This window comes from Leifsonia sp. fls2-241-R2A-40a, from assembly GCF_030209575.1.
In the GTDB taxonomy this organism is placed as follows: Bacteria; Actinomycetota; Actinomycetes; order Actinomycetales; family Microbacteriaceae; genus Leifsonia.
This window is the reverse complement of sequence record NZ_JARVRS010000001.1, coordinates 1,567,994-1,590,034: the sequence shown is the minus strand read 5'-3', so window position 1 is coordinate 1,590,034 and position 22,041 is coordinate 1,567,994. Positions and strand designations below refer to the sequence as shown.

Sequence of the window (22,041 nt, the reverse complement as noted above, 5' to 3'; positions counted from 1 at the left end):
CAGGACGTCCCCGAATGACTCCGATTATCTGCAAGTGTGTCCAAATTGTGTCCAAAAATCGGGATAACATCCGTCCCGTAATCTGTCAGGACCACAGCCCTGAGGCCCGGAGGCCGTCCGGATAGCGACGGCTTTTCTCCGGGCGCGCGTCCTCCCCTATACCGACGCCAGCGGCATTTACGATCGCCCCGTCGGGTAGAGAGGGGCTGGCCGGGCGGCCCCGGAGTCCGTCCGGCCAGCGGGCAAGGAAGGTCCCTGAGCCGACCGCCCGTTTCTGCTAGCCCGCGATGGGTCGGCCACGACTCAAGGCATCGATGGCGAGGCTCGCGAATCGCCCGGCGGCCGCATCGCGCCGCTTCTGCGAACCGGATGCCAGACCGCGTCCGGCCCGCAGAAGGAGGACGAGGTCGTCGATGACGAAGTCCTGGCGGAGGCCGCCCTGCTGTTGCGCGCGTTTCGCAAGTCGAGCCAGCAAGGTGAGCAGTTCTCGGCGATGTGCGGCGAACCCGGACGCCGTCGGCTCGGTTGACATGAAGGCGTCGACGAAGCCCCTGTTCCGCACGTTGAGCGCGGTTAAACCCTCCACCACGGATCGGAAGCCTCGCCACGCGTCGTCATCGGCGCAGCCGCGCGCGACGATGGCGCTGCACGACGCCATCTCGGCGACGAAAGCCTGCTCGACGAGGGCCTTCTTCGTCGGGAATCTGCGGTACAGCGTGGCCGGGCCGACGTCAGCGCGCCTGGCGACCTCGCGCATGTCGACGTCGAGCCCGCGCTCCGCGAACAGAGCGCGGGCCGCGCGGACGATGCGCTCGCGGTTCTCCTGAGCATCCGCTCGGAGGATCTGAGACATGAGGACAGCCGCTCCTCTCACTTCGCCTAAACGGACGCGGGCGTCCACTACCGTCCTGACAGTATCGCAACGAAAAGGAGACGCATGCGCGCGATTGCAATTCGGGAGTTCGGCGACCCGAGCGGAATGGAAGTGGTCGACAGGCCGGTGCCCTCGCCGGATATCGGACACATTTTGATACGGGTGCAGGCGATCGGTGTCGGCGGCGTCGACGCCGTCATTCGCCGCGGAACGCTCGGGTCGAGCTACCCGGTGGGTATGATCCCCGGCAGTGAGGTCGCCGGGACCGTGATCTCTACCGGCAGCGATGTCGACCAGTCCTGGATGGGCCGACGTGTCTGGGCGTTCACCGGCGTCTCCGGCGCCTACGCGGAGTACGCCGCAGCCAAACTCGAAGACGTCGCCGTGATCCCCGACGCCCTGAGCTCGATCGATGCGGTTGCCCTCGGCAGCGCCGCCCCGGTCGCCCACTTCGCCCTAGACCACGCGCGATTTCAGAAGGGAGAGTCGCTGCTGGTGCGCGGCGCGGCCGGAAGCATCGGAATCGCGGCTGTCCAACTAGCCGCACAACGCGGCGCGGCCGTCATCGCCGTCACCACCTCATCCACCGAACGCGGGCGGCATCTGACGACCCGGGGCGCCACCCAGATCCTCGACCGGGACGGAAACCCGCGAGACGGCACCGACACCGGAAGGCGCCCCTTCGACGTCATCATCGACATCGTCGGCGGGAAGGACGTCCCCGACTTCATCGACCGGCTCGCCCCGAACGGCCGGCTGGTCCTCGTAGGCGCGATCGCAGGCTTCCCGCCTGCGGAGTTCGGAGTACGACTCCTGCAGAGCTTTCAGCTCTCCCGCTCCTTCTCCACGTTCAGCCTCGCCACTGTCCCCTCTGAACGGCTGGCAGCGGCTCGCGCCGAACTCTTTGAAGCCGCAGCGGTCGGTGAACTGCACGCCGTCGTCGACGACACGCTGCCGTTGGGACGCGCATTCGAAGCGCACCGCCGAATGGATCAGGGAACCGTCTTCGGGCGCATCGTCCTCCTGCCTTGACCAGATCGACGAGTTGCACAATCGCGATCATTCCCAGCGAGGGGAACCCTCTCGATTGCGAGCGGCCGTTGGAGGGAGCCGTGAGCTCGCATAGGGCACTTTTCGGGTTGGGGGCCGCCCTCAAAGACCGCGGAATTTCGCGGTTCTTCGATCACCAGCGCGACCCTAAGTCACCCGGTTTTTCCCGAAGTGTGTCCAAAATGTGTCCGAGTTTTCGGCTCACAACCGTTGCGTTATTGCGATGTCCCTAGACCGATCATCTTCCAGCGTCGAATCAAATCAGCGAGAGACGTCGCGAAGCGCGGTCCGCGTTGCGGCCGTTCTTGACCTCGCCCGCGACGCCGCCGACAACGCCCTGCGCCCCGCACCGCTCCTCACCGCGTTCGTTGCGCGCTACGCGGCTGGACGGTCTGGGACCGGAGCGTACAACGTCGACGTTGCCCGTGACCCGTGAGTAGTTCTCGTGGCAAATCCCCGGGAATATCGAGAGGCGGCTGTTCAGCACCCGTCGTTCCCAGGTTCACAAGACGTGTAGCGGGAGCATGACTCGAACTCGCGACACCTCCCCTACGAGCCGGATGTGCTGATGCTGAACAAACACCACACGCTGCCGCTCCAGGACGACGTCGGTGCTTCTCAGCGCAACACGCGATAGCGGATGTGGGTGGCGTGCGTGGTGTCTATTACCTTCACGATCTCGAGCTCGACCTCCGAGGGGAGTAGGTCGAAAAGACGGTGCCCACCCCCTAACAGCACCGGTATCAGGTGCACCTGGATCTCATCCAAGACCCCCTCCTCAAGAGCTACTTGCGCGGTGTACCCGCCCTGCACGTACACGTCGCGATCGCCGGCCGCGGCTCTTGCCTGCTCCATCGCCCTCGCGACGCCGCCGTCGATGATGTAGTGGACATTGGGATACCCCCACCGGGCGGCCGGACCCGGTGGCCGGTGGCTCGGGATGAAGATAGGGACGCCGTTGTGCACGTCTCCGCCCCAGTGGTCCATCAGTTCTGCGGTGCGCCGGCCAGTCACGACGGCGCCGATCTCATCGAGTTCACCGGCAAGGGCTTTTGCCTCGCCGGTCAGACCGTCGGGGTCTCCCCCGGGCGCGTACCACTCGTGGAGCCGATTGCCGTCGTCGCCGCCCAGAAAATCGTCCGGCGTTGAGATATACCCGTCGACGGACACCGACATGTATAGGACCGTTGCCATTGTTACTCCTCCTCCTCGGTGGGTTCTTCGCCGCAGCATCTCGACAGCCGTTCCACTGCGCCTAACGGTGACCAGACCGAACCCGTCGTCATGGCAGCACCCGGTAGGTCACGTGGGTGACGGTGCTCGCTGCCCGCGCGTACACCTGCTCCAGGTTCAGTGCCGGCACGCCGTCGAAGAGGCGGGCGCCGGCACCGAGCGTGAACGGGACGATGTGCAACCGCAGTTCGTCGACCAGTCCCGCCGCCAGGAACTGGTTGATTGTGTGCGCACCACCCTGGATCGAGATCTCGCCGTCGCCGGCCGCTTCCCGCGCCCGCGCCAGTGCCGCTTCGATGCCCTCGGTGACGAAGCGGTAGGTGGTGCCGCCCTGCATCGGCTGCGGATCCCGCCGGTGATGGGTGAGCACGAAGACCGGACCGTGGAACGGCGGATTCTCGCCCCACCACCCGTTCCAGTCCCGGTCCCACTCCCCACGGATGGGCCCGAACATGTTCCGACCCATGATGTGCGCCCGCGCACCGGCCATCTGTTGGACTTCGGCCCGGTTCTCCTCGCCCTGGTCGAACATCCACGCGTGGAGCCGGTCACCCCATCCGTCGCCGCCGTCCTGACCGAACGGGCGTTCTTCGGTCTGGTCGATCCCCGCGGCATACCCGTCGGCGGTGATGGTCTGATTGACGACGACTGTGCTCATGGTGATTCTCCTACTCTGAAAGTAAGGTCTTTGCTCTCGTCGGCTTCTTCGCAGTCGTGGCTACGGCACGTAGCGCAGAAGCGTGTTACGTGAACCGTCGAGAATGCGCGCCTCAACGGGGTCGAGTCGTACGGGCCGCCTGAATGCGGGGACGCCCTCGCCGATCGCGTCAGGTCCCACGATGAGGTCCATTCGGTCCACGAGGCCGTCGGCGAGCAGTCCGTTCCACAGAGTGCCGCTGGCGAACACGACGATCGAGCCGTCCCCTGCCGCCTTCTCCCGTTCGATCAGGTCACGAATGGCGTCTCCGCGGACGACCGTGGTGGTGTCGCGCCATGGGTTGTCGCCGGGGACCTCGTAGCGGTCGCTGACTACGAGTTTCTGGATGTCGCGGTAGCGGCCGCTGAACTCGCGGTTGACCGCGCTCAGCGCCGGGTTCGACGGGTCCTCCGGCGCGTCGGCGACCATCGGCCAGAACGAGCTGAACAGTTCGAACGAGGTGCGACCGAGCAGAATCGTGCCGGCCTCGCGCATGAGAGAGAGATTGTGATCGTCGAAGGCGGCGTCCAGATTGAGTGCGAGCGGGTTGCCGCCCGGACCGGCGGCGAAGCCGTCAAGGGTGACGGCGGTGGAGACGATCAGCGAGCGCATGGGCGTTCCTTTCGACGATGGGTGGTGCGACAGGGGGAGGGAGGGGACGCGCCGCGCCCGCCGGGAGAAAGCGTCACGGTCAGCCCTCCTGCACCGGCCGGCGAACGAAGAAAGCGCCGACGATGAGCAGGACCGACAGCGTCGCCCCGCAGAGGAACGCCGCGTGGATGCCCGCCTGCACCGCCGCGGTGTTCGTCCCGCCGGCCGCCAGCTCGTGAGCGCCGACCGTGGACAGGATGGTGATGAACAGGGCCGTACCGATCGCGCCGGCGAGCTGCTGATTCGTGCCGATCACCGCGGAGCCGTACGAGTAGAAGCGCGCTGGCAGTGAGCCCAGGCCCGACGTGAACAGCGGCGTGAAGGTGAGCGCCAGTCCGACCGAAAGCCCCACATGGATGAGCACGACCAGCGCGACGGGCGTCGCGTGGCCGAGCGTGCTCAGCATCCACAGGGCGGCGCTGACCACGATCGTGCCGGGGACGATCAGCGGCGACGGCCCCCGCTTGTCGTAGATCCGGCCCACGATGGGCCCCATCAGGCCCATCAGCAGGCTGCCGGGCAGCAGCACGAGCCCGGTCGCCAGAGGCGCAAGCCCGAGCACCGTCTGGAGGTACAGCGGCAGGAGGATCAGCGTCCCGAACATCGACGCCATGGCCACCGCCATCATGAGCACCGCGACGGTGAACCCGCGGGAGCGGAACACCCGCAGGTCGAGCAGAGCCCGATCGGAGCGCTGCAGCACCAGCTGGCGCCAGATCAGGCCAGCGAGGCTGAGTGCGCCCGCGGTGATCGGGATCCACACCGGCACTCCCGGGTGCCCCTGCGCCACCTCCGCGACGCTGCTGAACCCGTAGATGAGCCCGGAGAACGCCAGCGCGGATAGCACCACCGAGAGGACGTCGACCGGCACCTTCCTCGGCTCGTTGACATTCGGGATGCGGAGCGCACCGAGAAGTAGCGCGCCTACGGCGAACGGGAGGACGAGGACGAAGATCCACCGCCATCCCGCGACGCTGAGGATCGCGCCGGCGATGGTCGGCCCGATCGCCGGTGCGACCGACATCACGATGGAGATGTTGCCCATCGTCTTGCCGCGCGACGCGGCGGAGACGACGGTCATCACGGTGGTCATCAGCAGAGGCATCATGATCGCCGTGCCGCTCGCCTGCACGACCCTCGCCGCGACCAGCACACCGAACCCCGGCGCACAGGCCGCGATGAGCGTGCCGACGCTGAACAGGGTCATCGAGGTGACGAAGACTGTGCGAGTGCGGAACCGCTGGAGCAGGAACCCGGTGGTCGGTATTACGACCGCCATCGTGAGCATGAACGCCGTGGTGAGCCACTGTCCGAGGCTCGGCTCTATCCCGAGGTCCTTCATCAGGTCGGGCAGGGCGACGTTCATGACGGTCTCGTTGAGGATCACCACGAAGGCGGAAACGAGCAGCAGCGAGATGACGAGACGGTTGCGGACAGAGTGGTCGGGTGCGGAAACGGTCGGTGCGTCGGATGTGGTCCGGATGTCGGACAAGCGCCCTCCTTCTGCAGAGTCGTGGAGTGAGGCCTGTCATTCTGCACGAGGAGGGGGCTCTTGCGGCAAGCCCGGTGACATGATATATTCTGGAAATGCGAGGAGATCTTCCTCGCATTTTTTGTGCCCGCGCTTCCGAGCTCCAGCTGGCAGCGTCCGGTACCGCACCGGCGATTCCAGCAGCGGACGCAGCGGAGGTGTCGCCGACGACAGGGTCCAGACCAGCCGCTCTCAGAATGGCGGTGAGTTGAGCTTGCCTCAAGCCGCCACACCAGGAGAAGTCGAGGCGCGTCCACCGATCGCCGGTCTGCACTATCCCGCGGGATGCGTTGTGGGGTTTTGTGGGGGATGGGCGAATCTGGGCAGAAAAAACCCCCGGAATCAGCGGTATTCCGGGGGTTTCGATACGCGGAGACGGAGGGATTTGAACCCTCGGTCCCCTTACGGGGACTCCACCTTAGCAGGGTGGTGCACTAGGCCGAACTATGCGACGTCTCCAGCGCGACCGCGAGCGGACGCACGACGACCATCATAACGGATGCCGCTGGGGCGTCCCGACACCGGATTCTCAGGTGCCCATCGGGACGTTGAGGTGGGCGGTTCCGATGATCTGTGCGACGAGCGAGATCGACCAGATAAAGCCCAGCACGAAAGCCACCAGGTACGCGGCGATCGCCACCCACATCGGCGCCAGTCCGCGGCCGCCGGCGACTCCGCGCACGATCACGCTGCGGCCGATCGGGTAGACGAGTCCGATGAACGACCAGGCCCAGTGGAACGGCCGCTCGACGCCGCGGCGGCGCAGCTCGCGGTAGTCGAGCCAGGCGAACACGATGATCGCCGCGGCGATCAGCCAGTTCAGCCCCATGACGACGAAGTACAGCGGACCGCCGAGCAGCGCGAACGGGTCGGAGACCATGAGGTCCGAGGTGCCCGGGCGGGTGGTGAACATCACCTGCGGGTGCAGCAGGAACAACAGCAGGGATGCGACCAGCGGCAGGAGCGCGACCAGCCAGATCCACACGGTGTAGATCGGCGTGCCTTCGGGGAGCGGGCGACGCGGCGGCGGCCCGTAGACCGCCGGCGCTGGCCGCGCGGGGGCCGGACTCACCTGCTCGCCCCAGTTCGCGCCGTCCCACCACCGCAGACCCGCCGAACCGTACGGGTCCGGATACCAGCCGGGTGCTGGCGTGCCGGTCGCAGGGGTTCCGCTGTCAGTCATGGTGCCTCCGTGGTCGCTTGTGGCCCGATCCTACGCGGCGGAGTGGCACCGCGACCGTCGACAGTCGGTGGAGCAGCGCGGGCCCTCGAACTGGGGTAGGCCGAGCCGACCTCCGCACGGCCGGGCGTCCCTAGGATGACACCACACCGGGGAATCGGGCTGTGCAGTGCAGCGTGGGGGACCCGTGCAGCTGAAGGGATCCTCCGTGCGCAGCTCGACGCGTGTCACCATCGCCATCGTCACGGCGGTGGCCGCGACCACCCTCACCGCGGGCGCCGTCGCCCCCGCCGTCGCCGGAACTCCGACGGGATCCACGGCGAATCTTGCCGAGTACGCCACCGCACCCGGCTCCACCCCCAACGGCCTGCGCCTGGAGCCCGACGGCAACATGTGGTTCGGCGAGGCCGACGGGATCGGCCGGATCGGACACGACGGCAAGGTCACCGAGTTCCCGCTCCCTGCAACGTTCCAGGGGATGTCGCTCCGCGGGACCTACCCCAACCCGATCGTGCCGGACAGCTCCGGCAACCTCTGGTTCGGCGGGGGTGTGGACGGGTCGATCGGCTACATCGGCGAGTACGCGGCCGGGGGAATCACCATCCGTGCACGCACGACCGGGCCCGTCACCGATCTGCAGATCGGGCCCAACGGCCACTTCTACTACTCGACGCCTCTCGACACGATCATCCGCGAGGTGACGCCCGACTTCGCGACGACCATCGCGCACCCGACCGGCCTCACCAGCTGGCGCGGCTACTACGGCTGGAAGGTCACCGGCGACGGCGACATCTACGACTTCTCCCTCGGAAAGCTGAACCGGATCGACGCCACCAGCGGGGTGTCCGCTCGCGTGCCCCTTCCCGGTGGGGATGCGTACAGCCCGGGCGCGAACAAGACCTCCCTGAATGCGGACACGGCGGGCAACCTGTGGACGGCCCTCAAGGGGGCGATCGTCAAGATCGCCGTCAACGGCACGGTCACGACCATCCCGACGCCGACCGGGCTGAACGGGAGCCCCGCCATCGGCGGCGCGGTCCACGAGGTCGCATCGGTCGTGGCCGACGACGACGGCGTGGTCTGGCTCGAAGCCGCCGACATCGCGAACAACAACATCCCCGATCAGGTGTGGCGGATGAACAGCCCCAGCGACATCCACCCCGTTTCGGACAGCTACGCGCGGTCCGATGACATCATCAACGCGTTCGTCGCCGGGGCGGACGGTTCGCTCTGGGTCGACCGCGGACGCCTCGGCACGGACGCCCAGGGCTACGACACTCTGACGTCGCAGTGGATCGAGCGCTTCGGCTACATGGAGGATCCGCACCGTTACACGCTTCCCGGTCAGCCGGACGCGTTCGTGAGCGCCATCGCCGTCGATACGGCGGGACAGGCGTGGTTCGCCGACTCCCAGCACGACGCCGTCGGAGTCGTGCAGGCGGTCGACACCTGGCGGATCTCGGGAGACGACCGGTACAGCACCAACATGGGCGTCCTGCAGTCCAGCGGGCTGCTCTACCCGGACACCGCCTTCATCGCCACGGGCGAGAACTTCGCCGACGCCCTCGCCGCCGCGCCCGCCGCCGCGGCGAACAACGCACCGCTCCTCCTGGTGGGGCGGAACTACGTCCCCCCGACCCTCGAGCAGAAGCTCATCGATGACCATGTCACCAAACTGCGCATCATCGGCGGACCGAGCGCGGTGAGCCCAGCAGTGGTCGACCGGATCGCGCACGACACCGGGATCACCGACGTCCAGCGCTACTACGGCTCTGACCGCTTCTCCACGTCGCTCATCGTCGCAGCGAAGGCGTTCCCGTCATCGACCAAGGCCTTCATCGCGACCGGGATGAACTTCCCGGACGCCCTGTCCGCCGGCGCACCTGCGGGGAAGCTCAAGGCGCCGATCATCCTCGTCAACGGCGCGGCCGGCAGCCTCGACAGCGCCACAGCGGCGGAGCTGACGAAGCTCGGCGTCACGAAGACCTACCTCGCCGGCGGGACGAGCGTCGTCTCCTCCGGCCTGCAGTCCTCGCTCGCCAGCCACGGTTTCGCGCCCACCCGGTTCGCCGGAAGCGACCGCTACCAGACGTCGAGCCTGATCACCCGGGCGTTCTACACGCCCGGGTCGCACGTCGGTGTCTACCTGGCAAGCGGAGTCAACTTCCCCGACGCACTCTCGGGCGCGGCTGCGGCCGGCTACAACGGTTCCGCGCTGGAACTGGTGCAGCCGACCTGCGTGCCGCGGTCGGTGTCGAACGACCTGTATTCGATCGGAGCGACCAACGTCGACATCCTCGGAGGGCCGAACGCCCTGGCCTACACGGTCGGGACGCTGGACGGCTGCTGACGGCTGCTGACCGCCGACTGACCGCCTGAGGAGGTCAGGACTCCTTGCCGACGGCGGGCTCGCCGACGAACTGGTGCGACTCGGAGGCGAGCTCCGGCCAGTCCTCCGCGTCCGCGATCCGCACCCAGGTGCCCTTCGCCTCGCTGCGGCCGGCGGCGACCGGCGCGGCCACCTCGCGGCCGATCAGGTCGGCGGCGCGGTCCTGCGGGAGGTCGAGCACCAGGTCCGTCCCGTCGAGGTAGGCGAACAGCCTCCCGTGCACGTGCAGCCCGGTCGCCGTGACGGACACGTCGAGGTCCGGGTCCTCCAGGAGCCCTGCGGCCAGCAGTTCGAACGAGGGTACGGGGCTGTCGGTCATGCGATTCCTCTCGGTCTGCAACGGTCGGCGCCGGGCGCGGGATGTGAACTCGAGCCGCGCGGCTGCGCTGGGGCCGATCCTAACCGCATCCGGGAAACGCCGGTGCTCGACTCAGCGCGACCCGGCCGCGGGCGGCACCTGTTGCGGCGCCTCCGTATCGTCCTCCTCGGTCCTGCCCAGCACCCGGGACGGCAGGTTCCGGGAGAAGAACAGCGCGCCGACCGAGACGAGGGACAGCGCCGCGAACGAGAGACGCAGCGACTCGAGCTGCGACGCGCTGTAGATGCTCGACAGCTGCTTGCTCTGCTCCTCCGAGAGCCCTGCGTTCGACGCGATCGTGGGGACGTCCGCGGCCGGCACCACCGGCACACCGCCCTGGGTCTGCGACGAGATCTGCTGCTGCACCGAGGAGGGAAGCGTGCTCGCGGCGACAGCGCCGCCGAAGATCGTCGTCAGCGACGCGATCATCACCGAGCCGATCAAGGCCGTGCCGAGCGACGAGCCCAGGTTCTGGAAGACGCCCTGCACCCCTCCGGCCTCGCTCAGCTCGTCATCGCCGACCGCCGACATCGTGACGTTGCCGAGCTGCGAGGCGAGGAGGCCGAGGGCGGCGCCGGCGAGGAACATCCCGATGCCGAAGAGCCAGTTGTTGAGCTCCGTGTCCACCGACCCGAGCAGGACCAGGCTCGACACCACCAGCCCCAGCTGCCCGATGCGGGCGATGAGCTTCGGCGACAGCCTCCGGGCCAGCGCCGTGCCGAGGATGGAGAAAAGGACGAGGGCGACCGAGAGCGGGAAGATCCGCAGCCCCGTGGAGAGGGCATCCAGACCGAGTGCGAGTTGCAGGTAGATCGGCACGATGAAGAAGAGGCCGGCGGTCACCGTGTACTGGATGCCGAGGCTCCCCACTCCGGCGCGCAACTGCCCGAGGCGCAGGATGGCCGTGTTGAGCAGCGGAGGCCGGCCCTGACGGACGAGGCTGCTCTGCCGCAGGAAGAACAGCCACAGCAGCACGGCGCCCGCGGCGATGACGAACGGCACCGGCGACAGCCCCAGCACGCTGATGTCCGGCTGCGTCGGCAGGATCCATCCCCAGGTCTTCGTCTGCAGCAGGCCGTAGACGATGAGGACGAGAGCAGCCGCCGATAGCACTACTGAGAGGACGTCGATCCGGATGTGCGAGCGCACGCCGCTGTCGGACACGACCTTGCGGAAGAGCAGCACGATCGCCATGATCACGACCTCGCCCGCGAAGACGTAGCGCCAGCTCGCATAGGTGGTCAGGAAGCCGCCGATGAGCGGCCCCACCGCGACGGCGACCCCGGACGCCGCACCGATGGCGGCGAACGCCGTCACCCGGGCGTGGCCGGAGTAGTTGTCCGCGATCAGGGCGGCGATCGCCGGGATGACCAGCACCGCGCCGAGTCCCTCGATGATCGACCAGCCGATGAACAGCACCGCGATGTTGGGCGCGAGCGCGGTCGTCCCCGATCCGACGGCGTAGATGATGGAGCCGATCACCAGCGCGCGCCGGCGACCCAGCACGTCACCGAGCTTCGCGCCGAGCAGCATGAACGCCGCCATGGTCAGCGTGTAGAACGTGATGCTCGCCTGCATGGCCGAGATCGTGGTGTTCAGGTCTTTGACGACGGTCGAGATCGACACGTTCATGACGGTGCTGTCGAGAGTCATCACGAACTGCGCGGACGCCAGCACCGTGACCGCACCCCACCGTCCAGCCATCGCAGACCTCCCGCAGAATCTGCCCGATGGTAGCCGACGGCGGGCGCGGCGCAACAGATGGCTCCGCACGGCTGGGACCGCTGATGGCGGAGGGCGTGGGATTCGAACCCACGAGACATTTCTGCCCACCAGTTTTCAAGACTGGCTCCATCGGCCGCTCGGACAGCCCTCCCCGCGCCGGGCGAACCCGGCGTCGCCCGATTCTAACGTTCCCCGCGACTCGCGCCCGAATACGGATGCCCCGGCTCCCAGGGAGCCGGGGCATTCCTACGCGGTGCGGCTAGCCGCTCTCGTCAGTCCGAGAAGGGCTTCGAGCAGGTGTACTGCGCCGCCGTCTGGCCGTGCACATCCGACGGGAGCTCCACGGCCGAGCCGTCGCCGGCCGAACCGGACGCCGGTGCGGTCGGCGCGCCCGTCGCCGGAGTCGGAGCCTGGGTCGCACCGGTCGCGGGAGCCTGGGTCGCGGGCGTCTGGCCCGCGGCCGCCTGGCCGGCGGGAGCGTTCGGGTCCGCCTGCGAGCCCACCCCGGTGTCGCCCGTCAGAGCGACCGGCTGGTCGTTCTGCAGCGCGCTCATCAGCTGGTCGGCCGCATCCGCGGTCGGAGCGACACCGTCTCCCTCGTAGTGGTTCGGATACTGCACGAACACGACCTTGCTGATGTCGATGTTCTTCAGCGCCAGCGCCATCGAGACGATGGTGGTCGGGCTGTTGAGGCTGTCCGAGAGCGTGATGTTGCTGGTCGCGGCCTTGGCCATCCCGTACAGCTTGACCGGGTTGCTGAGCACGTCGGCGCTCTTGATGGTGCGGACCAGCGACGACAGAAACACCTGCTGGTTGCTGATCCGGCCGAGGTCCGAGCCGTCTCCGACGCCGTGACGGGTGCGCAGGAAGGCGAGGGCCTGGGAGCCCTGCAACACGTTCTGGCCCGCCTTCACGTTCAAGCCGGTGTACGGGTCTTCGATGTCTCCGGCGACACAGACCGGAACGCCGCCGACCGCGTTCGACATCTCGATCACGCCATCGAACTGGATGACGCCCGCGTACGGGATGTCGAGTCCGGTCAGCTTCTCGACCGTCAGCACGGTGCAGGCGAGGCCGCCGTAGCTGAGCGAGTTGTTGATCTTCTGGCGGCTCATCGAATCGAAGCTGCCGCCCTTGGGGTCCGGGCAGGACGGGATGGCCACGTACATGTCGCGCGGGAAGCTGACGACGGTCGCGTTCTTGTGGTCGGCGGAGACGTGCAACAGCATCGTCACGTCATTGAGATTCTCCTCGCGGTCGCCGTAGGCGGCGTTCCCCCCGCCGCTGTCGCTGCCGGCGAGCAGGACGTTGAAAGCCCCGTTCATGGCACCGACGCCCGGCGTCACCGTGTTGCCCTTGGTGTCGACCAGCTTCACCGACTTCTTGACGCTGGCGACGACATCCACCGCTGCGTACGCCGCGAGCGAGACGCCCGTCACACCGAAGACGGCGATGACCGCGACGACGATCTTCAGAAGCGCGGTGAACGGTCGATGCGGCTTCAGGCGTCCGTGGCGGACCGCCGGCCCCGCCGCTTTCTCCTGCGCTCGTGCGTGCGCACGCGTGGGCATCTCGTTCATTCACTTCCCTCCGGCCGAGCCGTGATCACGTTCAGAGGTGCACGCCCGAAAGAGCGCACACCGCCTTAAACACTGGCATGAGTCGCTGGCAATGCTCTGGACGAACCGGCTCAGAGCGTGTCGAGCACCTCGGCGACCCCGTCTTCGACGACGGTCGAGGTCGTGCGGCCGGCGACCGCCTTCACCTCGTCGGGCGCCTGGCCCATCGCGACGCCCAGCCCTTCCGCCGAAGCCCAGGTCAGCAGCTCGATGTCGTTACGGCCGTCGCCGATGGCCACGACACGCGACCGCGGGATGTCCAGCGCGCGCCGGACCCGCTCCATCGCAGTCGCCTTGCTGACGCCGTCGGGCGAGATGTCGAGCCACGCGGTCCAGCCGATGGCGTACGTCACGCGCTGGAGTCCCATCCGGTCGACGATCGAGAGGAACTCCTCGGTGTCGTGCTCCGGCGAGACGACGACCACGCGGGTGGCGGGATGCTGGAGCAGCTCGTCGAAGGGGACCTGCTCGGCGTTGACCAGCTCCCAATCGGTCATGCCTTCCGTGTACCGGCGGAAGCCGGTCGGGCCCTCGACCATGAAGCTGCCGCTCGGAAGGTGCGGCCGGATGGTCTCCAGCACCTCGGTGGGGTCGAAGACCTCGATGAACTCGCGGCGGTAACCGCCATCGAGGGTGTCGTCACGCTTCATGGTGAGCGCACCGTTGGCGCACACGACGAACTCGCTCTTCAGGCCGAACTGCTCGTGGATGGGCCGGGCCGTCTCCCAGCTGCGTCCGGTGGCCAGCATGACCTCGTGTCCGGCATCGCGTACGCGGGCGACCGCCTCGCGTACGGCATCGCCGATCGTCTCGTCCTCGTGGATCAGCGTGCCGTCGACGTCGAGCGCGATGAGCAGGCGGGAGTCGTCGCTCACGCGCGGATCGGCTCCAGCACCTCGAGGCCCCCGAGGTACGGGCGCAGCGCCTCGGGCACCCGCACCGAGCCGTTCTCCTGCTGATGCGTCTCGAGGATCGCGACGAGCCAGCGGGTGGTGGCCAGCGTCCCATTGAGGGTCGCGACCGGAGCCGTCTTCCCGCTTTCGGTCCGGTAGCGGATGTCGAGGCGGCGGGCCTGGAACGTGGTGCAGTTCGAGGTCGAGGTGAGCTCGCGGTAGCGGCCCTGGGTCGGGATCCACGCCTCGACGTCGTACTTGCGGGCCGCGCTGGAGCCGAGGTCTCCGGCGGCGGTGTCGATCACGCGGTAGCTGAGGCCCAGTTCCTGCATCATCTCCTCCTGCCAGCCGAGGAGGCGCTCATGCTCGGCCTCCGCCTCCTCCGGGCGCGTGTAGACGAACATCTCGAGCTTGTCGAACTGGTGGACGCGGATGATGCCGCGGGTGTCCTTGCCCGCGGACCCTGCCTCACGGCGGTAGCAGGTGGACCAGCCCGCGTAGCGGATCGGCTCGCCCACCTCGATGATCTCGTCCGAGTGGTAGCCGGCGAGCGCGACCTCGCTGGTACCGGTCAGGTAGAGGTCGTCGTTCTCCAGGTGGTAGACCTCGTCGGCGTGGGCGCCGAGGAAGCCGGTGCCCTGCATGATCTCCGGCTTCACGAGCGTCGGCGTGATCATCGGGATGAAGTCGTTGCGGAGCGCCTTGTCGAGCGCCATGTTCATGAGCGCCAGTTCGAGCCGCGCGCCGATCCCGCGCAGGTACGAGAAGCGGGCGCCCGCGACCTTGGCGCCGCGGACCATGTCGATCGCCCCGAGCAGTTCGCCGAGCTCCAGGTGGTCCCGCGCCTCGAAGTCGAACTGGGGGATGTCGCCGACGGTCTTGAGGACCACGTAGTCGTCCTCGCCGCCCGAAGGGACGCCATCCACGATCGGGTTGCCGATGCTGCGGACGAGCTGCTCGAACCGCGCATCCGCCTCGTTCGCTGCCTGCTGCGCCTCCTTCACCCGGCCGGCGAGCTGCTGCGCCTGGGCGACGAGTTCTTTCTTCTGCTCCTTCGGCGCCTTCGCGACCTGCTTGCCGAAGGCGTTCTGCTCCGCACGCAGTTCTTCGAAGGCGGTGATGGCGGCACGGCGCTCGATATCCGCCTGGATGGACTCGTCGACCAGCTCGACGGAGTCGCCGCGGGCCTCCTGGGAGCGCCGGATGACATCGGGATTCTCACGGAGGAGCACGGGATCGATCACCTGACCAGCTTATCGAGCGATGCCGAACAGGTAGCGTGAGTCGCGTGAACGGTCGGGACGGCACCAGCGCATGATCGTCGCGGTCGTCTACAACCCCGTCCGGGTGGATGTGCCGCGCGTGCGGGCCGCGGTGGAGGCGGCCGCCGACGCGTCCGGGGAGAGCGACGTCGAACTGCTCTGGCTGGAGACCACGCCGGAGGACGGCGGTCAGGGCCAGGCGCGTCACGCGCTCGAACGGGGTGCGTCGCTCGTCCTCGCCGCGGGCGGCGACGGGACGGTGCGCTCGGTCGCGGAGGCCCTGCGCGGACGGGATGCGACGCTCGGCATCATCCCGGGCGGCACGGGCAACCTGCTCGCGCGCAACCTCGGCATCCCGTTCGCCAGCGTCGAGAACGCGTGCGCGGTGGCCTTCGGCGGTCAGATGCGACGGATCGACATCGGAGTCGCCGAGGCGCACCGGCCGGACGGTTCCGTCAGCGAGCACGGCTTCCTGGTGATGGCGGGTCTCGGCATCGACGCCGCGATGATCGCGAGCGCCCGTCCGGAGCTCAAACGCCGGTTCGGCTGGCTGGCGTACGTGGATGCGGCCTTCCGCGCCTACCCGAACTCGCAGAAGGTGCGGGTCCGGTACCGCCTGGATCGCGGTCAGGAGCGGTCGGCGCACGTCAGCACCATCCTGGTCGCCAATTGCGGAGCGCTTCCCGGCAACATCGAGCTCATACCGGACGGAGCGGTGGACGACGGGCTGCTCGACGTGGCGATCCTGCAGCCGACGAGCGTCTTCGGATGGCTCGCGATCTGGCGGAAGGTCACGTGGGAGAACCGTGTCCTGCGCAAGTCCAGCCTGGGCCGGCGGATCATCCGCTTCACCGATCGCGCCGTGCGCACGCGCCTCAGCTACCTGCGGGGTGCGGCGGTGCGGCTCGATGTGGATGCGCCCGAGCCGTTCGAACTCGACGGCGACGCCTTCGGCGACATCCTGCGCCTCGAGCTGCGCGTCGACCCGCTCAGTCTGCGCGTCGCCGTGCCCTCGGTGGGCTGAAGCGCTCCCCGGCCCGGCCCGGTCAGACTTCGTCGTCGCCCGGCGACTCGTCGCGCGTGCGGCGTCCCGCCAGCACGGTCAGGAAGAGCAGCCCCACCAGGGTCAGCAGGCCGACGGTGATGAGCGGGCTCGCGAGCATCCAGCCCAGTTGGGCGAAGACCAGGGAGCCGACGTCGGTGCTCGGCGTCGGGCCGCTGTACGACGACGTGACCGAGATGCAGTAGAGCACGATCCCGAGGACGACGAAACCGCCCCCGATCACCCACAGCGCCAGCACGATCGGGTTCCGCCGCGGGTTGAGGTCGAGCCGGTCCCAGACGCTCGGGCCGCCGGCCGGCACGGATGCGCCGGGCGCCGCCTCGGCAAAGGACCGGGTCATCGGGTCGTCCCCGACGGTGGCCACGCGGTCGTCGGCGAGCGCGAGCGCTGCCGCCTCGTACGGGCTCACCGGCTCCGACGGGAGAGCGGGCGCGGACTCGTCGCGGCCCCGCACCAGCGACGACGGCCGCCGGTACGGCGCATCCGGTGCGTCGCTGCGGACGCGGGTGCGCTGCCGTTCGCCCGGCTGCGGCTGGTAACCGCGCTGGAAGGTGGCGTCGTACCGCGGGTCGAACCCGCCGGCACCGCCGCTGTCGTCACGCTCCTCGGCGACCATGATGACCTCCCGACTTCCCTGTGCGCAGCCTACGCCGAGGGGTCGTCGGTCAGCGAGGCCAGCCACTCGCGGGCCTCGGTGAACACGTCGTCGCGGTAGCGCTGGTCGAACTCCACCCGCACGCCGTCTGCGCGGGGGTAGGAGCCGAGGAAGATCACCGACGGGCTGAACCGCCGGAGCCCGAGGAGCGCATCCGCGACACGCTCGTCGTGGATGTGCCCGTCGGCGTCGATGACGAACCGGTACCGGCCGAGCGCGTCGCCGATGGGACGCGACTCGATGAGGCTCAGGTTGATGCCGCGAGTGGAGAACTGCTCCAGCAGGTCGAGCAGGCTGCCGGGCCGGTCGTCGGGCAGCTCGGCGATGAGGCTGGTCTTGTCGGCGCCGGTCGGCTCCGGCACGCTGCGCGCCGTGCTCACCAGGACGAACCGGGTGACGGCATTGGGGTTGTCGCCGATGTCCTCGGCGAGCACGACGACATCGTGGTGCTCGACGATACCCGGCGGGGCGACCGCGGCATCCGCCGTGCTGTCCTCGAACAGCGACGCCGCTGCCGCCACGTTGCTCGACGCCGGGATGTGGCCGTGCTCCGGCAGGTGGCGGTCGAGCCACTGGTGGCACTGGGCGTAGGCGACGGGATGCGCGTTCACCGTGCGCACGTCCGCCAGGGTCGTTCCCGGGCGGGCGACCAGGACGAAGTTCACGGGCACAAGGTACTCGCCGATGATGCGGAGACCCGGGATGGTGGCCAGCGCATCCTGGGCGACGGAGACGCCGCCCTCGATCGAGTTCTCGATCGCGATCATGGCGGCGACGCTGCGCCCCTCCACGACGTCGGCCAGCGCCTCACCCAGGTTGTTGACCGCGCGCCACTCCTTGCCCCGCGCCTCCGGAACCTGCTTGAGCGCCGCCTCGGTGAAGGTCCCCGACGGCCCCAGGAAGCTGTACACGTCGTCGACGGAGGCGGGCAGCTCGGCGCGGGCTGAGGACATGCCGCTCAGCTTACCGAGCCGTTGGCCTGGCCCCCGTGCCGTGGAAGAGTAGGAGCATGGACGAACGAGCCGGCACCCCTGCGCAGCCTTCCGACCTGATCGACGTCGACGCCCTGCGGCGCGCGTACTACGAGCTGAAGCCGGATGTGAGCATCCCGGAGCAGCGCGTGGTGTTCGGCACGTCCGGACACCGGGGGTCGTCGCTGAACACCGCGTTCAACGAGGACCACATCGCCGCGACCACGCAGGCGATCGTCGAGTACCGCAACAGCCAGGGCATCACCGGTCCGCTGTTCATCGGCGCGGACACCCACCTGCTGAGCGAGTTCGCCACGACGACGGCACTGGCCGTGCTGGTCGGCAACGAGGTGCGCGTGCTCGTCGACGAGTTCGACGACTGGGTGCCGACTCCCGCCGTGTCGCACGCGATCATCCGCTACAACCGGCAGGGTCATGACGACCAGGCCGACGGCATCGTCGTCACGCCGAGCCACAACCCGCCCTCCGACGGCGGCTTCAAGTACAACCCGCCGCACGGCGGCCCCGCCGACACCGACGCGACCAGCTGGATCGCCAAGCGCGCCAACGAGATCATCGCGAACGGCATGACCGAGGTGCGGATGGCCGAGCCGTCCGGTGTCGAGACCTACGACTTCCGCGGGCACTACGTCGACGACCTCGAGAACATCATCGACGTCAAGGCGATCAAGGACAGCGGCATCCACATCGGTGCGGACCCGCTGGGCGGCGCGAGCGTCAACTACTGGCAGGCGATCGCCGAGCGCTACGACCTCGACCTGACGGTGGTCAACCCGGACGTCGACCCGACGTGGGGCTTCATGACGCTCGACTGGGACGGCAAGATCCGGATGGACCCGTCCAGCCCCTCCGCGATGGCCTCGGTCGTCGCGCGCCGCGCCGAGTTCGACATCCTCACCGGCAACGACGCCGACGCCGACCGCCACGGCATCGTCACGCCCGACGGCGGGCTGATGAACCCCAACCACTACCTGGCCGTGGCGATCGAGTACCTGTTCCGCACCCGGACCGAGTGGCGGAAGGATGCGGCGGTCGGCAAGACCCTCGTGTCGTCGTCGATCATCGACCGCGTGGCCGAGTCCCTGGGCCGTCGGCTGTGGGAGGTCCCGGTCGGCTTCAAGTGGTTCGTGCCCGGACTCATCGACGGCACGGTCGGCTTCGGCGGCGAGGAGAGCGCCGGTGCCAGCTTCCTCCGCTTCGACGGGACGGCGTGGACGACCGACAAGGACGGCATCCTGCTCGCCCTGCTCGCCAGCGAGATCCGGGCGGTCACCGGCAAATCGCCGTCGGAGCTCTACCGCGAGCTGACCGAGCGCTTCGGCGACCCGGTGTACCAGCGCGTGGATGCGGCGGCCACTCCCGAGCAGAAGGCCGCGCTGTCGAAGCTCGACGGCGACGCGATCGGCGCCACCGAGCTCGCGGGCGAGCCGATCACGGCCAAGCTGAGCCGTGCCCCCGGCAACGACGCTCCCCTGGGCGGAGTGAAGGTGCAGACGGAGAAGGCCTGGTTCGCGGCGCGGCCCTCCGGCACGGAGAACGTCTACAAGATCTACGCCGAGTCGTTCGCCGGCGAGGAGAACCTGCGCGAGGTGCAGGAGGAGGCCAAGCGGATCGTCGGCGACGCGCTCGGCGGCTGAGACGGTCCGGCCGGTGACGGTCGGCTGGCGCTTGGGTCGGAGGAAGTGCCGCAGATCTCCGGCCTACTGGGTGTAGGCGGTCCCGCCCGGGAGCGCGAAGAACTCCTCGAGCGTCGCCACGCGCGCCGAGTGGAGCTCGGTCGCTAGCGGGGTGCCGACGTAACGGAAGTGCCACGGCTCGTAGGTGAACCCGGTGACGGCGACCTTGTCGGCGGGGTAGCGCAGGAGGAAGCCGAACCGCCAGGCGTTCGCCGCCAGCCAGCGGCCCTGCGGCGTCTCACCGAAGCAGGCGTCGAGCGAGCAGCGTGCCGGAACGGCACTGATGTCGACGGCCAGGCCGGTCTGGTGCTCGCTGTGACCCGGGCGCGCGGTGTCCGTGTCCGCGTACGCCTGGCCGTTGCGGGAGACATCGTCGGCGTAGACCCGCGTCTGCGACTCGAACGAGCGGTAGGCGCTCTGCACGGAGAAGTCGAGTCCCGCCTCCGACTTGCCCGCGTGGAACATCGTGACCAGCGCGGCGGCCGTCTCGCGGCGCATCGGCTGGTGGTTGACGTTGGGGACGTCCGGGAACGTGAGGTCGGCCGGGACGTAGTCGACCGGGTTCAGCGCGCGCGGCTTGTTGACCACGACCCAGAGACTCGACGCCAGCGAGGTGGACTGCGCGGCCTTGTCGAAGCCGACCATCCCGGGCGTCGGAGGGACGGAGGAGGTCGGTGCGGGCATCCCGGTTCCGGTCGGAGCCGGCGTCGGAGACGCAGCCGAGGTCGCCGCCGAAGTCGAGGTCGGTGTGGGCGTCGCACGCGGAGTGTGCGTCGACCGGTGGGGTGTCGCCCTCCCCGGCGTTCCGGCCGCGGCGACGGAGCCGGCGCCGCATCCGGTCAGCGCGAACACCGCCAGCAGGGCCCCGGCCGCCAGGGCGGCCCGGACCGCACGAGCCCGCCGTGCGCGGGCACCCCCCAGAGTCACGCGCTGAGCATAGCCCAGCCGGGTTGCCCGCGCGGGAACGCGGGGCCGCTGACCGGGACTACTTGGAGAGGCTCCAGAAGTGGCCGATGCCGCCCGGGTGGTCCACCGTGATCGCTTCGTCGAGGTCGCGATAGTCGCTGTCCTCGTTGTGGCCCGCCATCTTGATCTTGATCTGGCCGTTGATGTTCTCGACGCCGGACACGATCTGCACGTGGTCGAGCGAGTTGTTGTCATTCCAGTCGAACATCACGATGTCGCCGACCTTGATCTTGTCGCGCTGGTCGAACGAGTACTCGGTGAGGCCGAGCTCCGCGGCGTTCTCGCGGAAGTAATTGTCCATCGCCGGCACGTATCCCCATGCCGGGCTCCAGGAGCCGGCGGCGTTCCGGTTGTACCAATCGCCGTTCATCTGCCAGCCGCGCGCTATCAGGGTCTGGCTGACGAAGTTGGCGCAGTCTCCACCGACCGGATTGAGGTCGCCGTACTGTGCGGTGTTGTAGTTCTTCCAGTAGGTGAGCGCGTAAGCGAGCTGCTTGTCGACCGGCGTCTGGACCTGGTAGTCGTAGGTGCTCCCGGTGGTCGTCACGGGCTTCCCGGTCTTGTCGGTCACGGTGATCGGAACCGTTCCGGCCTGGAAGTTGGCCGCTGCGGGAACCGTGACGACGACCTTGTCGTCGGTCGCCTGCGTGACGGTTGCGGGCTGACCGCCCACCTGCACGGCCGCCACCTTCTCGAGGTTCGTGCCGGTGAGGGTGACGGTTCCGCCGGAGACGCTCCCTGCGGCGGGCTGCACGGCGGACACGACCGTAGCCGCGGGCGACGGCGTGGGGGCCGCGGCCTGGGCCACGGCTTTCGTCACCGGGGACGGCTCACCGGCGCACGCGGTGAAGGCGAGCGCGGCGGAAGCCGCCACGGCGGTGACGGCGAGGATGCGGCGGGTACGACTGAGAGAACTCATACAACTTTCGGAGCGGTTTCAGAGGCGGGCGGACGTCTGCCCTTTCACGGTACGCCTGCAACATTTGCGTGACCTGGATAGGGGCCAGTGTCGTTCGTTTTGCGCCCGTCGGAGAGGGCGGAACGCCGCCGCCCGCCGGCCCGCGTTCGCCGCTGGCGAACGGACGCGTACAGCGGACCCCTGTTGCGTTGTGAGGCAGGTGGCACGGGGTGTAACTTTGCAGTCTCCGCAAATTTCTCTTTGCCCCACACCGGTGTGACGTTCCGCGTACCGGGCGTCCCCACACCCGACTCTCGACACGGAGACAG

General features: G+C 68.5%; 20 protein-coding genes and 2 tRNA genes. 5 read left to right on the top strand and 17 right to left on the bottom strand.

Translation table 11 applies throughout. The features are described from left to right. Positions 1-277 precede the first annotated feature (277 nt). The gene (locus QRN40_RS08040; protein ID WP_285115049.1) at positions 278-901 is read right to left on the bottom strand and encodes a TetR/AcrR family transcriptional regulator; all 624 of its coding nucleotides are present in this window, start codon (positions 899-901) and stop codon (positions 278-280) included. 36 nt (positions 902-937) lie between these two features. Between QRN40_RS08040 and QRN40_RS08035 the strand changes: the two genes are divergently transcribed. Continuing rightward, complete coding sequence (locus tag QRN40_RS08035) at positions 938-1,906, top strand: zinc-binding dehydrogenase (RefSeq protein WP_285115048.1); 969 nt, start codon at positions 938-940, stop codon at positions 1,904-1,906. A 241-nt stretch (positions 1,907-2,147) separates the two neighbouring features. Next, positions 2,148-2,360 (top strand): DUF6457 domain-containing protein, encoded by a 213-nt coding sequence (locus tag QRN40_RS08030; protein ID WP_285115047.1) that lies wholly within the window; start codon positions 2,148-2,150, stop codon positions 2,358-2,360. A 182-nt stretch (positions 2,361-2,542) separates the two neighbouring features. Here QRN40_RS08030 and QRN40_RS08025 read toward each other — a convergent pair whose 3' ends face one another. From QRN40_RS08025 to QRN40_RS08000, 6 genes are all read right to left on the bottom strand, one after another. Further along, on the bottom strand, positions 2,543-3,118 hold the full coding sequence (locus QRN40_RS08025; RefSeq protein WP_285115046.1) for a dihydrofolate reductase family protein: 576 nt from the start codon (positions 3,116-3,118) through the stop codon (positions 2,543-2,545). An 88-nt stretch (positions 3,119-3,206) separates the two neighbouring features. Further along, positions 3,207-3,815 (bottom strand): dihydrofolate reductase family protein, encoded by a 609-nt coding sequence (locus tag QRN40_RS08020; protein ID WP_285115045.1) that lies wholly within the window; start codon positions 3,813-3,815, stop codon positions 3,207-3,209. A gap of 60 nt (positions 3,816-3,875) precedes the next feature. After that, positions 3,876-4,466, bottom strand: coding sequence for a dihydrofolate reductase family protein (locus QRN40_RS08015; protein WP_285115044.1), 591 nt, complete (start codon positions 4,464-4,466; stop codon positions 3,876-3,878). Between the two features lie 79 nt (positions 4,467-4,545). Then, the gene (locus tag QRN40_RS08010) at positions 4,546-5,988 is read right to left on the bottom strand and encodes an MDR family MFS transporter (protein ID WP_285117460.1); all 1,443 of its coding nucleotides are present in this window, start codon (positions 5,986-5,988) and stop codon (positions 4,546-4,548) included. Between the two features lie 418 nt (positions 5,989-6,406). Beyond that, a tRNA-Ser gene (locus QRN40_RS08005) sits at positions 6,407-6,495 on the bottom strand. 70 nt (positions 6,496-6,565) lie between these two features. Then, a complete protein-coding gene (locus QRN40_RS08000) occupies positions 6,566-7,219 on the bottom strand; it encodes a DUF2510 domain-containing protein (protein WP_285115043.1) in 654 nt (217 codons plus the stop codon). 205 nt (positions 7,220-7,424) lie between these two features. Here QRN40_RS08000 and QRN40_RS07995 point away from each other — a divergent pair, with 205 nt between their 5' ends. Further along, positions 7,425-9,566, top strand: a complete 2,142-nt coding sequence (locus QRN40_RS07995) for a cell wall-binding repeat-containing protein (protein WP_285115040.1) — start codon at positions 7,425-7,427, stop codon at positions 9,564-9,566. Between the two features lie 34 nt (positions 9,567-9,600). On the opposite strand, the gene QRN40_RS07990 is transcribed toward QRN40_RS07995, so the two are convergent. The 6 genes from QRN40_RS07990 to serS form a co-directional block, all read right to left on the bottom strand. Further along, complete coding sequence (locus tag QRN40_RS07990) at positions 9,601-9,924, bottom strand: hypothetical protein (RefSeq protein ID WP_285115039.1); 324 nt, start codon at positions 9,922-9,924, stop codon at positions 9,601-9,603. Between the two features lie 111 nt (positions 9,925-10,035). Further along, on the bottom strand, positions 10,036-11,667 hold the full coding sequence (locus QRN40_RS07985; RefSeq protein ID WP_285115038.1) for an MFS transporter: 1,632 nt from the start codon (positions 11,665-11,667) through the stop codon (positions 10,036-10,038). Positions 11,668-11,751: 84 nt separating this feature from the next. Further along, positions 11,752-11,839 (bottom strand) — tRNA-Ser (locus QRN40_RS07980). Positions 11,840-11,960: 121 nt separating this feature from the next. Beyond that, positions 11,961-13,268 carry an LCP family protein gene (locus tag QRN40_RS07975; protein WP_285115037.1) on the bottom strand — a complete coding sequence of 436 codons (1,308 nt, stop codon included), beginning with the start codon at positions 13,266-13,268 and terminating at the stop codon, positions 11,961-11,963. A gap of 110 nt (positions 13,269-13,378) precedes the next feature. Next, the gene (locus QRN40_RS07970) at positions 13,379-14,182 is read right to left on the bottom strand and encodes an HAD family hydrolase (RefSeq protein WP_285115035.1); all 804 of its coding nucleotides are present in this window, start codon (positions 14,180-14,182) and stop codon (positions 13,379-13,381) included. Further along, positions 14,179-15,444, bottom strand: a complete 1,266-nt coding sequence (serS, locus tag QRN40_RS07965) for a serine--tRNA ligase (protein WP_285115034.1) — start codon at positions 15,442-15,444, stop codon at positions 14,179-14,181. Before serS ends, QRN40_RS07970 begins: the two co-directional genes overlap by 4 nt. A gap of 70 nt (positions 15,445-15,514) precedes the next feature. Between serS and QRN40_RS07960 the strand changes: the two genes are divergently transcribed. After that, positions 15,515-16,486 (top strand): diacylglycerol/lipid kinase family protein, encoded by a 972-nt coding sequence (locus QRN40_RS07960; RefSeq protein ID WP_285115033.1) that lies wholly within the window; start codon positions 15,515-15,517, stop codon positions 16,484-16,486. Between the two features lie 22 nt (positions 16,487-16,508). Here the strand turns inward: QRN40_RS07960 and QRN40_RS07955 are convergent, their stop codons facing one another. Continuing rightward, complete coding sequence (locus tag QRN40_RS07955) at positions 16,509-17,141, bottom strand: hypothetical protein (RefSeq protein WP_285115032.1); 633 nt, start codon at positions 17,139-17,141, stop codon at positions 16,509-16,511. A 29-nt stretch (positions 17,142-17,170) separates the two neighbouring features. Next, positions 17,171-18,133: a prephenate dehydratase gene (gene pheA / locus QRN40_RS07950; RefSeq protein WP_285115031.1), complete on the bottom strand. Its 963-nt coding sequence runs from the start codon at positions 18,131-18,133 to the stop codon at positions 17,171-17,173. A 56-nt stretch (positions 18,134-18,189) separates the two neighbouring features. On the opposite strand from pheA, the gene pgm reads away from it, so the two are divergent. Beyond that, complete coding sequence (gene pgm / locus QRN40_RS07945; RefSeq protein WP_285115030.1) at positions 18,190-19,809, top strand: phosphoglucomutase (alpha-D-glucose-1,6-bisphosphate-dependent); 1,620 nt, start codon at positions 18,190-18,192, stop codon at positions 19,807-19,809. Positions 19,810-19,872: 63 nt separating this feature from the next. On the opposite strand, the gene QRN40_RS07940 is transcribed toward pgm, so the two are convergent. Both QRN40_RS07940 and QRN40_RS07935 read right to left on the bottom strand, forming a co-directional pair. Further along, on the bottom strand, positions 19,873-20,775 hold the full coding sequence (locus QRN40_RS07940; protein ID WP_285115029.1) for a M15 family metallopeptidase: 903 nt from the start codon (positions 20,773-20,775) through the stop codon (positions 19,873-19,875). 58 nt (positions 20,776-20,833) lie between these two features. Beyond that, positions 20,834-21,733, bottom strand: coding sequence for an amidase domain-containing protein (locus QRN40_RS07935; RefSeq protein ID WP_285115028.1), 900 nt, complete (start codon positions 21,731-21,733; stop codon positions 20,834-20,836). Between the last annotated feature and the right edge of the window lie 308 nt (positions 21,734-22,041).